This window comes from Streptococcus sanguinis SK1 = NCTC 7863 (assembly GCF_000194945.1).
GTDB lineage: Bacteria > Bacillota > Bacilli > Lactobacillales > Streptococcaceae > Streptococcus > Streptococcus sanguinis.
Window position 1 is genome coordinate 121,903 of record NZ_GL878508.1, and the last position, 13,906, is coordinate 135,808.

Annotated in this window: 11 protein-coding genes and 1 pseudogene; 11 read left to right on the plus strand and 1 reads right to left on the minus strand. The window is 42.4% G+C overall.

Going from position 1 to position 13,906, the window contains the following annotated elements:
* The 10 genes and pseudogenes from HMPREF9378_RS03945 to HMPREF9378_RS03895 all read left to right on the plus strand — a co-directional run.
* A pseudogene (locus HMPREF9378_RS03945) lies at positions 1-1,045 on the plus strand (type VII secretion protein EssC); the annotation flags it as partial.
* A gap of 20 nt (positions 1,046-1,065) precedes the next feature.
* A complete protein-coding gene (locus HMPREF9378_RS03940; RefSeq protein ID WP_002899639.1) occupies positions 1,066-1,404 on the plus strand; it encodes a hypothetical protein in 339 nt (112 codons plus the stop codon).
* A gap of 21 nt (positions 1,405-1,425) precedes the next feature.
* The gene (locus HMPREF9378_RS03935) at positions 1,426-3,618 is read left to right on the plus strand and encodes a hypothetical protein (protein ID WP_002913942.1); all 2,193 of its coding nucleotides are present in this window, start codon (positions 1,426-1,428) and stop codon (positions 3,616-3,618) included.
* Positions 3,615-4,538 carry a hypothetical protein gene (locus HMPREF9378_RS03930; protein WP_002899642.1) on the plus strand — a complete coding sequence of 308 codons (924 nt, stop codon included), beginning with the start codon at positions 3,615-3,617 and terminating at the stop codon, positions 4,536-4,538. The genes HMPREF9378_RS03935 and HMPREF9378_RS03930 overlap by 4 nt, the downstream gene beginning before the upstream one ends.
* Before the next feature lie 21 nt (positions 4,539-4,559).
* Positions 4,560-4,916, plus strand: a complete 357-nt coding sequence (locus tag HMPREF9378_RS03925) for a hypothetical protein (protein ID WP_002899644.1) — start codon at positions 4,560-4,562, stop codon at positions 4,914-4,916.
* Between the two features lie 366 nt (positions 4,917-5,282).
* Positions 5,283-5,495, plus strand: coding sequence for a hypothetical protein (locus tag HMPREF9378_RS03915; protein ID WP_032909139.1), 213 nt, complete (start codon positions 5,283-5,285; stop codon positions 5,493-5,495).
* 169 nt (positions 5,496-5,664) lie between these two features.
* The gene (gene aspS, locus HMPREF9378_RS03910; protein WP_002913943.1) at positions 5,665-7,419 is read left to right on the plus strand and encodes an aspartate--tRNA ligase; all 1,755 of its coding nucleotides are present in this window, start codon (positions 5,665-5,667) and stop codon (positions 7,417-7,419) included.
* Positions 7,406-8,341: a YitT family protein gene (locus HMPREF9378_RS03905; protein WP_002913944.1), complete on the plus strand. Its 936-nt coding sequence runs from the start codon at positions 7,406-7,408 to the stop codon at positions 8,339-8,341. The genes aspS and HMPREF9378_RS03905 overlap by 14 nt, the downstream gene beginning before the upstream one ends.
* 182 nt (positions 8,342-8,523) lie before the next feature.
* On the plus strand, positions 8,524-9,801 hold the full coding sequence (locus HMPREF9378_RS03900) for an MATE family efflux transporter (protein WP_032911282.1): 1,278 nt from the start codon (positions 8,524-8,526) through the stop codon (positions 9,799-9,801).
* Positions 9,798-10,412: an HAD-IA family hydrolase gene (locus HMPREF9378_RS03895; protein WP_002899654.1), complete on the plus strand. Its 615-nt coding sequence runs from the start codon at positions 9,798-9,800 to the stop codon at positions 10,410-10,412. Before HMPREF9378_RS03900 ends, HMPREF9378_RS03895 begins: the two co-directional genes overlap by 4 nt.
* Positions 10,413-10,459: 47 nt before the next feature.
* Here HMPREF9378_RS03895 and HMPREF9378_RS03890 read toward each other — a convergent pair whose 3' ends face one another.
* On the minus strand, positions 10,460-10,936 hold the full coding sequence (locus HMPREF9378_RS03890) for a YcxB family protein (RefSeq protein WP_002899656.1): 477 nt from the start codon (positions 10,934-10,936) through the stop codon (positions 10,460-10,462).
* Between the two features lie 111 nt (positions 10,937-11,047).
* On the opposite strand from HMPREF9378_RS03890, the gene polA reads away from it, so the two are divergent.
* Positions 11,048-13,690 (plus strand): DNA polymerase I, encoded by a 2,643-nt coding sequence (polA, locus tag HMPREF9378_RS03885; RefSeq protein ID WP_002911034.1) that lies wholly within the window; start codon positions 11,048-11,050, stop codon positions 13,688-13,690.
* Positions 13,691-13,906 lie beyond the last annotated feature (216 nt).

Genomic DNA, 13,906 nt, shown 5'->3' on the forward strand with positions numbered 1-13,906 from the left:
GCTTTTGGTGCGGATCTCCCGTGAAGGTCTAAGCATCGGTGTTCACCTCTTGGTGACAGCGGGCCGTCAGTCCAACCTTCGGGCGCAGTTCTATGCCAACTTCAAGCACCAGCTGAGTCTGCCGCAGAATGATGTGGGAGAAGTCCGCTCTATCGTGGGCTCTACCCCGCTAGCGAAAACGATGGAAGACATCAAGGGCCGGGCACTCATGAAGCGTGACGAGGTTGATGTCATCCAGCTGGCTTTACCAGTAGCGGGTGCCAATGATGCACAAGTCCTCAACAACTTGCGTCAAGAAGTCGCTTCTCTCCAAGAAGCTTGGACCGGACAGCGACCAAGTGCCATTCCGATGGTGCCAGAGGAGTTGACGGAGGCGGACTTCTATAACTTTGTTAATATGTCTGAATGTCAGAAGAATGAGTATATTCCGATTGGTCTAGACACAGAGACCACGGAAGCTGTTCATTGGCAACCAAGAATAGGACCTTTAGTTTATATTGCTAAAGGCGAAGAGCAAATGGTAACTATGACAAACTACTTAACAAATATCAGTAGACTATTTGAAAAAGATACAATTATTTTAGCACCTACTTATCATTTTCTTTCAGATTCGGAAGAAAGTGTAATGCTTTTATCTGATATTGATGAAGTGAAAGAAATGATTTTAGCACTTTCTGTGAAGATTGACGAACGCTTCCAAAATAAACGTTACGATTACGTAGCAAATATTTTGATTTACAATATGTCAGTTTTAGTTGATGAGTTAGATACTAGTAGCCAAAATGAGCTTAGCAGAATTTTGGAAAAGGGATATAAAGTTGGATATGTACCAATTGTTCTGACAGAGAGTAGTTTGTCTAAAAAATATGATTCTGCTTCGAAGCAAGTACGAAGTTTCAAACAGGCGCTCATTGGAGTAAGACTTAATGATCAGCAAGTCATTGAGGCAACAAATAGACCTCTCAGAGAATCAATGCTTGATTTACAAGTGAATTATTTTGTACAAGACAAGTGGGCGATAAAAACTAAGATGTTTATTGAATAGATTAAAAGTGAGGAAAATAAATGGGAAAAGCAGATAAAGCTGCAAAGTTAGCGGCATTAAAGAAGAAATTATCAGAAGCAGAACACAAGATGTCAGAACTTGAATCTGCCTTAAGTGGTTTAAATGGAGTAGATTTTGCAATAAATGAGGCTTACAATGGCGGAGATGCATCGGATTTATATGGAAATAAATATGATGAAATGTCTAATGAAGAGGAATCAACTATCCAAAAATATAAGAAGAAATTTGAAGAAGAAAAAAATAATATGGTTAAGGAGATAAATGCTCAAAAATTTAGTTTAAATTTAACAATATCAGGCTTAAACGCAGAGATATTTATTACAAACTTAATTGGATAAGTATAGATTAGAGGTGATGAAATGGTAATCGTAAAATTTGTGAGTAAATCTGGATTAAAGCAGCAAGGAGAGCGTGCCGGAACAGCAGCGAGTAAATATGAAGAAGCTATTGACGGTTCTCATAAAACATTAACTTTAAAAGCAAGTGGTTCATATGGTAAAGCATTAACAGAGTTTCAAAATAAATTGAATGAGATTTCTGATAAGGTATTCATTAAGTTTCCAACTGCTATTCGATTATATGGCAATTTCATTGATAGCTATGTATCTGAGATAGAAGGGATTGGTTTTACAAGTGACACATTGAGAACACAAAAAACTCCAATTAACCATGTAAAAAAGTGGTTAGAAAAAGATACTTATTCTAGTTTCAGTGAATTAAAGACTAGTCTGGAAGCTAAATTAAAGGATGGACAAGAGGCTCTAAAACTCAATCCAGATAGTAAAGATGTTGACTATGGTGACTTATCCAAAATTTTGACTTCTGTTGAGGACGAACTACGAACATTAGCCAAGAATAGAGAAACTGTCCACTCTAAGTTAGAGGATGCTTTATCCACCTTTAAATCAAATCTATCAGGACTGCAAAAAAGTTTTGCTGATGTAAATATAGCACTTAAAAATGCTAGGCATTTGAGTGGAATCAAAGCAAGTGAGTATGCGGAATTAATAAAAGAAAAATATTTAAACGAGACTAATATGACCGAGATTAATTCCATTCAGGCGAAAGGCGATGCTGAAGTCCTAAAAATCTTGTTGAGAGAAAAATCTACAGCCCCTAATATATTTTTCAAACAGTTGGGGGAAGCAGATACTCGTGAGGTAAGCCCTGTTATGGCTGATAAGATTTATAGTAAAATTCATCACGAAACATTAAATGCAATGGAAACAGGTGATACAAAATATTTAAACATTTTTACAACTGCTATTTCGCAACAAGATTATGAACGGGCTCGGAGTTATTCTGAAAAAATGACTTACGCAGCTGATAGATATGGTGAACTATTGTCAAATAAGGCAAGAGAACTCAACCCTCAACTGAAAGGAACAGACCGCCAAACTTATAAAAAAGAGTTAGACGAAAACACTCCTTATTTACAATTATTAGGTGAAGAATTAAAAGCGACAGGCCACCTTTCATCTTTATTTGAAGCAATGTATATCAATCATATTGGTCAAAAACGACAAACTGCAAGTAACCTAGCTAGACCAAATATAGAATCTAAAACAATTAATGAGAAGAGTCTGAAATTTATAAAGGATCCTAATGGAAACGTTCAATTGAGATTTGATGTCTCTTTTGAGAAAAATAATAAAAAGCAAGGCGATCCTACTAGCATTGTAGCAACTCGTTATGAAGGAGTTCAGGCTACAGAGGGTGCTTCAATAGCGGATGAATATAATAGCTTAAATAAAAAACGCAGAGAGGCTTTAATGAATTTTGCTTTAGATGCTGCATCTTTAGGAACTGCTTCTGAGTATTCTTTCTTGCTTAATACAGTTCGAAATGGAAAAACGCTTTTCAGCGAAGATTCTGGCCCATCTGAGCGTGTTTCACTAATCACAAAACAGCACAATCTTAATAAAGATCAGTTTGGCCAAAAATATAAAGATATGGTAGGAAAATGGCCAACTGGTTTGTCTAGTTCGGGAAGCTTTTTGTCTACTATGTATAATATTGAACAGAATGCAGAAAAGCTTCGTACAAAAGAGAATAATAACTTATATAATATTGGCGGTTATAATATTAAAGATTTAAATGATATTGAAAATAGCAGAATATACTTTAAACCACAATTTGATCTTCAAGCCATTCTTCAAATGGATGATATGCAAAAAAACGGAATGCGCACATATATATATGACGTAAATGATGAAAATACATTGAAACAATATGACGAGGCTATGAAGAACTATACTCCTGTTAGTCCGTATAACAATGATTTTTCAAAATTTATTGGCTATGAAGATAATAAACAAAGATTGGCGTCTATTACCCCAGAAATACGAGACTTATTAGCTGGGAAAGGAGGAATGGATCAACAGGATCCTGTCAAAGTCTTTAATAGTATAACAGCTATTCAAGATTATAAAAGCGATGGACCAGAAAAAGGGGGAGGGCTTTTTGGCCTTCGTAACAAAAATTTTAGTGTAGAAGACTATATAACAAATCGGAACGAGTTCTTCAGTAAATTACTTGAGGTTAAGGAATGAAAGTTATAAAATCAAAAAAAAGTATCTTTTTCATAATTCTTCTTACGGCTTTATTCGGAGCTCTATTCCTTTATCACCAATCGCCAGTAGAAGAAGAGCGTTTCAGGAGTGAATATACACTTTATGTTGATGATCTTAGATTTGAGCAATTGGAAGATGGAAAGCTTGTGTTTGTGACAAGTAAGACACCTGAACAGGGCTTTAATGCATTAAAAGTTGGGCAAAATAATTTTTATTTGGATGATTGGAGCTTCGATTATAGTGAGGAAAATCGAGCTGATAGTCATCAGAATGAAGGAGAGTATTACTTTATTAATGTCTATGATCTAAAGACGAAGAAGTTTAAGAAAAGATTGGACATTTTTGAAATTGTTCGACATTATGATCCTTCGTTTGGGGTTGACTTATCTGGCGATATTCTAAACATTCAAGGGCAAGATTATATTTACATTAGGCTAATAAAAGAAAACAGCTCACCGAGAATTAAAGAAATCCTCTTTAATGTGGATACTGAGGAGATAATTGATTATTCAAAAGAATTTGTCAAATCTAAATTACAGTTTGATGAAGTATCCATCACCTCTGGCTTGTGGGATCACCTTACTGACTCATACGGTCTTGCTTCAGACTTCCAAGGCATCGGTTCTAGGTCAGTCAAAGGAAGTAAAATACCTGACGATTTAAATATCTCGAAACGTTACCCTGAGGTTGTTAAAAAAATGAATTCTGGTAAGGGAATAATTTACACACGCCAGGGCAATATTAGCCCGGAGGAATGGTATAATACATTAATGCACTGGTTTGCTCCAGTAGGGCAAGATAAGCTTTCTCTTTCTATAACTGATAAGGAAACTAATGAAGTAACACCTATTAATTCTTATGAAGATTTTTTAAAGTGGAAAGAGAAACACCCTGATTAGCACAATAGAGAGGAGATCGAAATGTCAGGAATTAAGATAGACAAAGATACAATAAGTTACCATCAAGCTAACTTCAATTCATATATAAAAGAGAGTTTCAAAACAGGCGCTCACACTTGGGTAGATGATTCATCAACAAAAAAAATAGATAAATGTAATGAATTAGTGCAAAATGCTACTGATGGTCTTGCAGATGCTATATATCAGTTCAATACATTCCTTAATGATGTATCACATGAATTTACTAGAAAAGATAATGCTTTATCCAAACACATTCAAAGTATCACTATAAATAATGTAGAAAGTATTTCACAGCAAAATCAACAGAAAAAAAATGGAATAAAGAAAACAGCATCTTATAAAAAATTAAATGGTTGATTTTAAGTGTTTATTTTTAAGGTAAAGAAAGAGTATCTGTAGAAGCAAAGAAATGAAAATATTTCCCCCGAAAATTAGATTTTCAGTATCTAATTTTTGGGGTGTTTTTATCAAATAAAGTTGTGAATATAGATTAACTTTATTGATAGAATTGAGCCTAAAACTCTCAGTCAAGTATTCTCCTAAAAGAATCGTAATTAAATTTCGTATTTAACTTTTGAAACGCAACAAATAACTAAGGCCGCTATCTATTTTTCTAGTTTTTCTCATATCTACCTTGTTAACTTACCTTACTATTTCTCAAATATTCAAAAAATAAAAATTTCTCTCCCCTTATGCTATAATAGTCTATAGAAAGTCGAGGGAATAATGAAGAAAATATTATTGGTGGTTGTGGTGCAGAGTTTTGCTATCTTTGTGATTACTGGTCTGCTTTGTTTATTTATGAGGGGGGATTTTTTCTTTCGCGCTTTGGCGCCGATTTTTGGTTTGGCAGCGGGAGGGTTTCGCTTCTTGACGGCCATGGTGACAAAAGCGTTTGCGCCCAGTCTCTATGAGGATAGCAAGAAAAAGGAATAATCTATAGAGTAGACAGTAGGTCTGGGGTCTTTGCCTCAGGCCTTTTGTCATAAATATCAGCATTAGTCATGTGAAGCTTTAATATTTTTCAGAAAAAGAAAGGACAGAAGGGCTTTCTTAGGCGCTTTGTGGTAAAATAGTAACAGAATTAAAAATTTGGAGAGTAAAGATGAAACGTTCTATGTATGCTGGGCGTGTTCGCAAGGAGCATGTTGGTCAGGAAGTCACTTTGAAGGGTTGGGTAGCCCGCCGTCGGGATTTGGGTGGTCTGATTTTCATTGATTTGCGCGACCGCGAAGGCATTATGCAGCTGGTCATCAATCCTGAGACTGTGGCTGCTGAAGTCATGGCGACCGCAGAAAGCCTGCGCAGTGAGTATGTGCTGGAGGTGACAGGTAAGGTGGCTGCGCGTGAGCAGGCCAATGACAAGCTGGCGACAGGAAGCGTGGAGCTACATGTAGAAAGCCTGACTGTCTTAAACACAGCCAAGACAACGCCTTTTGAAATCAAAGACGGCATCGAGGTGAATGACGATACGCGTTTGCGCTACCGTTATCTGGACTTACGCCGGCCAGAGATGCTGGAAAACTTCAAGCTCCGTGCCAAGGTGACTCACTCTATCCGCAACTATCTTGATGAGCTGGAGTTCCTTGATGTGGAAACGCCTTTCCTGTCTAAGTCAACGCCAGAAGGAGCGCGTGATTACTTGGTGCCTAGTCGGGTTCATCAGGGGCATTTTTACGCTCTGCCACAGAGTCCGCAAATTACCAAGCAGCTCTTGATGAATGCTGGTTTCGACCGTTATTACCAGATTGTTAAATGCTTCCGGGACGAGGACTTGCGCGGTGACCGTCAGCCAGAGTTTACTCAGGTGGACTTGGAGACTTCTTTCTTGTCTGATCAGGAGATTCAGGACATTACAGAAGGCTTGATTGCTCGTGTTATGAAAGAGACAAAGGGTATTGATGTTTCTCTGCCATTCCCTCGTATGAAGTATGATGATGCCATGGCTCTTTATGGGGTTGATAAGCCTGATACTCGTTTTGAGATGTTGTTGCAGGACTTGACAGAGCTTGTCAAGGGAGTTGACTTCAAGGTCTTTTCAGAAGCTCCAGTTGTCAAAGCAATCGTGGTGAAAAATGCTGCAGATAAATACTCTCGCAAGGATATCGACAAGCTGACAGAGCAAGCAAAACAGCATGGTGCTAAGGGTCTTGCTTGGGTGAAGGTGGCTGAAGGTGAGCTGGCTGGTCCCGTTGCTAAGTTCTTGACAGACTTGACAAGTCAGTTGACAGAAGCTTTACAGCTTGAAAATAATGACCTAGTTCTCTTTGTGGCTGATACTTTGGAAGTGGCAAACGCTGCTTTGGGAGCTCTTCGTGTTCGTTTGGCCAAAGAGCTGGACCTGATTGACCCTGATACATTTAACTACCTTTGGGTGGTGGACTGGCCCATGTTTGAATGGTCAGAAGAAGAGGGGCGCTACATGAGTGCCCACCATCCTTTCACTCTGCCTCAGAAAGATTCTGAGCAAGAGTTGGAAGGCGATCTGAGCAAGGTGCGGGCTGTAGCTTATGATATCGTCCTCAATGGTTATGAGTTAGGCGGCGGAAGTCTTCGGATCAACCAGAAAGACTTGCAGGAGCGGATGTTCAAGGCGCTTGGCTTCTCGGCTCAAGAAGCTGCCGAGCAGTTTGGCTTCCTTCTGGAGGCTATGGACTATGGTTTTCCTCCGCATGGCGGCTTGGCTTTGGGCTTGGACCGCTTTGTGATGCTGCTGGCTGGTGAAGAAAATATCCGCGAAGTCATCGCCTTTCCAAAGAATAACAAGGCTTCTGATCCAATGACACAGGCACCTAGTCTAGTATCGGTCGCTCAACTAGAGGAATTAAGTTTACAAGTGGAAGCACATGAAGAAGACTAATTTTTACAAACTCTTTCGCTATTATGTCCGCAGGTTTGCTTATAATTTTAAGATTTTGCGGTCTTTAAAGAGTATCTCGCGTGAGAAGTACGATGAGAAGATTTCTGCCTCACTTGTCTATGGCTTTTTGTCGGCTGTTGCAGTTAATTTCTTCTTTCAGCCGGGGCATGTTTATTCCAGCGGGGCGACTGGTCTGGCGCAGGTTATTACTGCTCTCAGTACTCGCTTCTTTGGTTTTACCATTCCGGTTTCTGTGACTTTTTACGCTATCAATATTCCGCTGATGATCCTGGCTTGGTACCAGATTGGGCATAAGTTTACCATTTTCACCTTTATCACGGTTACCATGAGCTCACTTTTTATCCAGTTTGTGCCGGAAGTGACCTTGACTGATAATCCTATTATCAACGCCCTTTTCGGTGGTGTGGTTATGGGCACGGGGATTGGCTTTGCCCTTAAGTCCAGCATTTCCAGCGGTGGGACTGATATTGTCAGTCTGACTGTTCGGAAAAAAACAGGCCGGAATGTTGGGAGTATTTCCTTGATTGTCAATGGGATTATTATGCTGATTGCGGGTCTGACTTTTGGCTGGGAATATGCGCTGTACTCCATGATTACTATTTGTGTATCAAGCCGAGTGACGGATGCTGTCTTTACCAAGCAGAAGCGTATGCAAGCCATGATTATCACCAGTCATCCAGACAGAGTGATTGATAAGATTCACAACAAGCTGCATCGTGGGGCGACAGTGATTCATGGCGCCGAGGGAACCTACAATCATGAGAAAAAAGCTGTTCTGGTGACAGTTATTACCCGAGCTGAGTTTAATGAATTCAAGCAAATTATGAAGCATACAGATCCAGCTGCCTTTGTTTCCGTCGCAGATAATGTCCATATCTTGGGACTCTTTGTGGAGGAGTGAAGATATTCATTAAGCTTGGGAATGCGAAGTAGTATAGTGTGGGAGTTTGTGCTTAAAATAAGGTTTTGTGATAGGAGATTAATATGCGGTAGGACAATAGTCCCACCGCTTTCTATTCTCTATGATGGAGGGTGGAAATCTTAAGTAAGAAAGGATATACAAATGCAGGAGATTTTCAGACAATGAAGACTTATAAAAAAATCATGAATATCGCCTTGCCAGCTATGGCAGAGAACTTTTTGCAGATGCTCATGGGAATGGTCGACAGCTATCTGGTGGCCAGCCTTGGGCTGATTGCGATTTCCGGTGTCTCAGTGGCTGGCAACATCATTACGATTTATCAGGCAATTTTTATCGCACTGGGGGCTGCTATTTCCAGTCTCATTTCCAAGACTCTTGCGCAGGGGGACAAGGAGCGTCTGGCCTATCATACAGCTGAGGCTATCAAGCTGACGTTACTTCTGAGTCTTCTGTTGGGGCTGATTTCCCTGCTCTTTGGCAGGCAGATGCTGGATCTTCTGGGGACGGAAAAAGCGGTAGCTGAAGCAGGTGGTCTTTATCTGGCTCTGGTTGGTGGGACAATTGTTCTGCTAGGCTTGATGACTTCTTTTGGAGCTTTAGTGCGTGTCACACGCAATCCTAGATTCCCCATGTATGTCAGTCTTCTGACCAATGTCCTCAATGCCCTCTTTTCCGGTCTGGGGATTTATGTCTTTGGGCTTGGTATTGTCGGTGTAGCGCTGGGAACGGTGCTGGCTCGTTTGGTCGGTGTGCTGATTCTCTGGCGGGAGCTGGATTTGTCTACAATTCGCTGGCGCTGGGGCTTAGATGGAGAGCTCTTGCGCCTGTCTCTGCCGGCTGCTGGAGAGCGGCTCATGATGCGAGCGGGTGACGTAGTTATCATTGCCATTGTGGTCGTCTTTGGGACAGACGCAGTAGCGGGGAATGCCATTGGTGAAGTCCTGACTCAGTTTAATTATATGCCAATCTTCGGAGTCGCAACAGCAACAGTCATGTTGGTAGGTCATGCGGTAGGTAAGGGAGATATGCAAGAGGTCGTTCTTATTCGTCAGCGGACCTTCTGGCTGTCTTTTGCTTGCATGCTGCCTGTGGCTCTAGGAATCTTTGCTTTTGGTCGGCCGCTGACCTTGCTCTATACGGATAATAGCGGAGCTATCACAGCCAGTCTTTCGGTCATGCTTTTCTCCCTGCTGGGAACTCCCATGGCAGTGGGAACAGTGATTTACACAGCTATCTGGCAGGGGCTGGGGAATGCCAGACTGCCCTTTTATGCCACGACTGTTGGCATGTGGCTGATTCGCATCGTTGTCGGTTACTTGCTGGGAGTGACCTTTGGCTTGGGTCTGCCGGGGGTTTGGACTGGGATGCTCTTGGACAATGGCTTCCGCTGGCTATTTTTAAAGGTTTTATTTGACAGAAAAATGAGGAAAATCACATGACAAAAGCGTTTATTTGGGATTTGGACGGCACCTTGCTGGACTCCTACGATGCTATTTTGGCGGGGATTGAGGAAACCTATGCTCACTATGGTCTGGACTTCGACAGGGCGAGTATTCACAGCTATATCCTAAAGCACTCTGTCCAGAAGCTCTTGGAAAAAGTAGCGTCTGAGAAGGGGCTGGACGCTGCCGAGATGAATGTCTTCCGTGGAGCAAGCCTAAAGGAGAAGAATGCTCAGATCCATCTGATGGAAGGAGCTGCGGAGATACTAGCCTGGGCTGAAGAGCAGGGCATTGCCCAGTTTGTCTATACCCACAAAGGACTCAATGCCCATCAAATCCTGAAAGACTTGGGAATTCATGACTATTTTACAGAAATCATCACAACAGCCAACGGCTTTGAGCGCAAGCCTCACCCAGAGGGTGTCGACTATCTGCTCGAGAAATATGGACTGGATAAGCAGGAAACCTACTATATCGGCGACCGGACCCTGGATGTGGATGTCGCCGTCAACAGTGGCATCCAGAGCATTAACTTCTGTGACTACCGACCAGAAATCAATCAAAAAATAGAGAAGTTGGTGGATATCAAGCAACTATTTACAAGATAAAAAGCAGACTAAAACTGATCGACTGTCAGTCTAGCCTGCTTTTTCTTTTACATATGCTCAATGTGAAGTTCTAGCAAGAACTCAAGAGCCTCGGGAGAACAGTTTTCTTTTTCAATTGCGAAACCAGTGTTCTCTCCTATCAAGATATAAAAATCTTGCTTTGTCATAATGACTTTGACAATATCATCATAGGTATAGTGAAATTCTCCGCGTATATTTCTTGCGATAAAAGCCTCTCTGTCAAATATCAGAGTGACCTCCATGTTCTGAAATAAAGGATTTTTTTGATAAGCCCTCTTTATCTGATAATTCATGCCAAAATAGTACATGGAGGCGCAAATAGGGGGAGCCAATATGATGGATATTATCTTTTCCTCTAATGGGCCGAGCATTACGTAGGTGAACAGTCCGATTATCAGTATGATTATGTATAATACAAATCCTTTTCGCCGTACGAGAATAGCCCATGAAAATCTTTTATAAACTTCTTCAGTCATAAGAGTTGTAATACGGATTGGAAACATCTTTCACCTCCTAGTTCTTCTTATTATACCATACAGGAATTATTAAAATCACTTTTTATTTTCCACGCCGCCTTTCCTGTCTTTGTCCGCCTTTCGTGTTATAATAAACCTATGGAAAAAAAGAATAAGTTATTATTAATCGACGGTTCGTCCGTTGCTTTTCGCGCTTTTTTTGCGCTTTATAATCAAATTGACCGTTTCAAGAGTCCATCGGGCCTGCATACCAATGCCATTTATGGCTTCCACCTCATGCTCAATCATCTCTTGGAGCGCGTGCAGCCGACTCATGTCCTGGTAGCTTTTGATGCTGGCAAGACGACCTTCCGGACCGAGATGTACGCCGACTATAAGGCTGGTCGGGCCAAGACACCAGATGAATTTCGTGAGCAGCTACCTTTTATCCGTGAAATGCTGAAGCACCTAGGCATTCACTTCTATGACTTGGCTCAGTATGAGGCGGATGACATTATCGGGACCTTGGACAAGATGGCTGAAAAGACAGCTGTGCCTTACGATGTGACCATTGTCAGCGGCGATAAAGACTTGATTCAGCTGACGGATGATAATACCGTGGTGGAGATTTCCAAGAAAGGCGTGGCTGAGTTTGAGGAATTTACCCCAGCCTACCTCATGGAAAAGATGGGCATCACACCAGAGCAGTTCATTGACCTCAAGGCGCTGATGGGCGATCAGTCGGACAATATCCCCGGCGTGACTAAGATCGGCGAGAAGACTGGTCTCAAGCTCCTCTTGGAGTATGGTTCTTTGGAAAATCTCTATGAAAACATTGACCAGCTCAAGGCTTCTAAGATGAAGGAAAATCTGATCAATGACAAGGACAAGGCCTTCTTATCTAAAACCCTAGCCACCATCAATACTCAGGCTCCGATTAAAATCGGGCTGGATGATTTGGTTTACAAGGGTCCGCAGGTAGAGGCTCTGAGCAAGTTCTACGACGAGATGGGCTTCAAGCAGCTCAAGGCTCAGCTAGGTACTGGTCAAGAGCCGGTAGAAGTTAAACCAATTGAATTTACCAAAGTGACTGAGGTCACAGCGGATATGCTGGCACCAGAGCAATTCTTCTATTTTGAAATCTTGGGTGACAACTACCACAAGGAAGAGATTGTCGGCCTTGCCTGGGGCGATAGCCGTCAGATTTATGTCGGCACCAGCGATTTACTACAGCAACCTCTCTTTCAGGAGTTTTTGACAAAAACAGCTCTGAAAACCTACGATCTCAAGCGGACTAAGGTACTGCTCAGTCATTACGGCATTGAACTGCCGGCAGCAGCCTTTGATGCGCGCCTAGCCAAGTATCTGCTTTCTACAGTTGAGGATAATGAGCTGGCGACTATTGCTCGGCTTTACGGCCAAACAATCCTGCCGACTGATGATGAGGTTTATGGCAAGGGAGCCAAGCGCGCTCTGCCGGAGCAAGAGCAGCTCTTTGAGCATCTAGCTCGTAAAATCCAAGTGTTGCTGGAAACAGAAGAGCCAATGCAAGAACAGCTCCGTTCCCACAATCAGCTGGATTTGTTGCTTGAAATGGAGCAGCCTCTGGCCTTTGTCCTAGCCAAGATGGAGATTGCGGGGATCAAGGTTGAGCGGGAAACCCTGCAGGGCATGCAGGCAGAAAATGAAAAGACGCTGGAAAGTCTGACGCAGGAGATTTATGATCTGGCTGGTCAGGAGTTCAATATTAACTCACCAAAACAGCTGGGAACCATTCTCTTTGAGGATATGGGCTTGCCGCTGGAGTATACCAAAAAGACCAAGACAGGCTACTCGACAGCGGTTGACGTGCTGGAGCGTTTAGCACCGATAGCACCGATTGTGTCTAAGATTCTGGAATATCGTCAAATCAGCAAGCTCCAGTCCACTTATATCATCGGACTGCAGGAGGCGATTGCGGCTGACGGCAAGATTCACACTCGCTATGTTCAGGATTTGACCCAGACGGGCCGCCTGTCCTCGGTTGACCCGAACCTGCAGAATATCCCTGTTCGTTTGGAGCAGGGGCGCCTCATTCGCAAGGCTTTTGTGCCGGAATGGGCAGACAGCGTACTACTCAGCTCGGATTATTCCCAGATTGAGCTGCGGGTGCTGGCTCACATTTCGCAGGACGAGCATCTGATTGCTGCCTTTCAGCATGGAGAAGACATTCACACGGCTACAGCCATGCGGGTCTTTGGTATTGAAAAGGCAGAGGATGTGACACCAAATGACCGCCGTAATGCCAAGGCTGTCAACTTCGGAGTGGTCTATGGCATTTCCGACTTCGGACTGGCCAATAATTTGGGCATTTCCCGCAAGGCTGCCAAAGATTATATTCAGACCTATTTTGAGCGTTTCCCTGGTATCAAGAATTATATGGAAACCATCGTTCGCGAAGCGCGTGATAAGGGCTATGTAGAGACTATTTACCATCGCCGCCGCTCCTTGCCGGACATCAATTCCCGCAACTTTAACATCCGAAATTTTGCGGAGCGCACAGCCATTAATAGCCCCATCCAAGGCTCCGCCGCAGACATTCTCAAAGTCGCTATGATTAATCTGGATCGAGCTCTGACAGAGAAAAATTTCAAGTCTCGCATGCTCTTGCAGGTGCACGATGAAATTGTGCTGGAAGTGCCAAACGACGAGTTAACAGCCGTCCGCCAGCTAGTCAAAGAAACCATGGAAGCTGCGATTGAGCTGGCCGTTCCACTAGTAGCTGATGAAAATGCCGGCCAAACTTGGTACGAGGCGAAGTAAAACAAGATACAAAGAGCGTCAAAACCGACTGAAAATTAGCAATTCGGACGAAGGAGCGATGCTCCTAGAACGGATGATCAATTTTCCAAGATTTTAGCTCGTGTTCAGTTTAAGATATCAAGGGCGTAAAACACAAAGTGAAAATAGAAAGCTGACACAGCATTCGATGAATGCGAGGAAGCTTGTCTTTTTCACACGGTACTTAGACTAGATTCT

Bases quoted from the DNA above. Each gene is read 5' to 3' on its own strand.
- HMPREF9378_RS03905 (WP_002913944.1), top strand. From the start codon at position 7,406: ATGAAGAAGACTAATTTTTACAAACTCTTTCGCTATTATGTCCGCAGG.
- HMPREF9378_RS03900 (WP_032911282.1), top strand. From the start codon at position 8,524: ATGAAGACTTATAAAAAAATCATGAATATCGCCTTGCCAGCTATGGCA.
- aspS (WP_002913943.1), top strand. From the start codon at position 5,665: ATGAAACGTTCTATGTATGCTGGGCGTGTTCGCAAGGAGCATGTTGGT.
- HMPREF9378_RS03930 (WP_002899642.1), top strand. From the start codon at position 3,615: ATGAAAGTTATAAAATCAAAAAAAAGTATCTTTTTCATAATTCTTCTT.
- HMPREF9378_RS03940 (WP_002899639.1), top strand. From the start codon at position 1,066: ATGGGAAAAGCAGATAAAGCTGCAAAGTTAGCGGCATTAAAGAAGAAA.
- polA (WP_002911034.1), top strand. From the start codon at position 11,048: ATGGAAAAAAAGAATAAGTTATTATTAATCGACGGTTCGTCCGTTGCT.
- HMPREF9378_RS03925 (WP_002899644.1), top strand. From the start codon at position 4,560: ATGTCAGGAATTAAGATAGACAAAGATACAATAAGTTACCATCAAGCT.
- HMPREF9378_RS03890 (WP_002899656.1), bottom strand. From the start codon at position 10,936: ATGTTTCCAATCCGTATTACAACTCTTATGACTGAAGAAGTTTATAAA.
- HMPREF9378_RS03935 (WP_002913942.1), top strand. From the start codon at position 1,426: ATGGTAATCGTAAAATTTGTGAGTAAATCTGGATTAAAGCAGCAAGGA.
- HMPREF9378_RS03895 (WP_002899654.1), top strand. From the start codon at position 9,798: ATGACAAAAGCGTTTATTTGGGATTTGGACGGCACCTTGCTGGACTCC.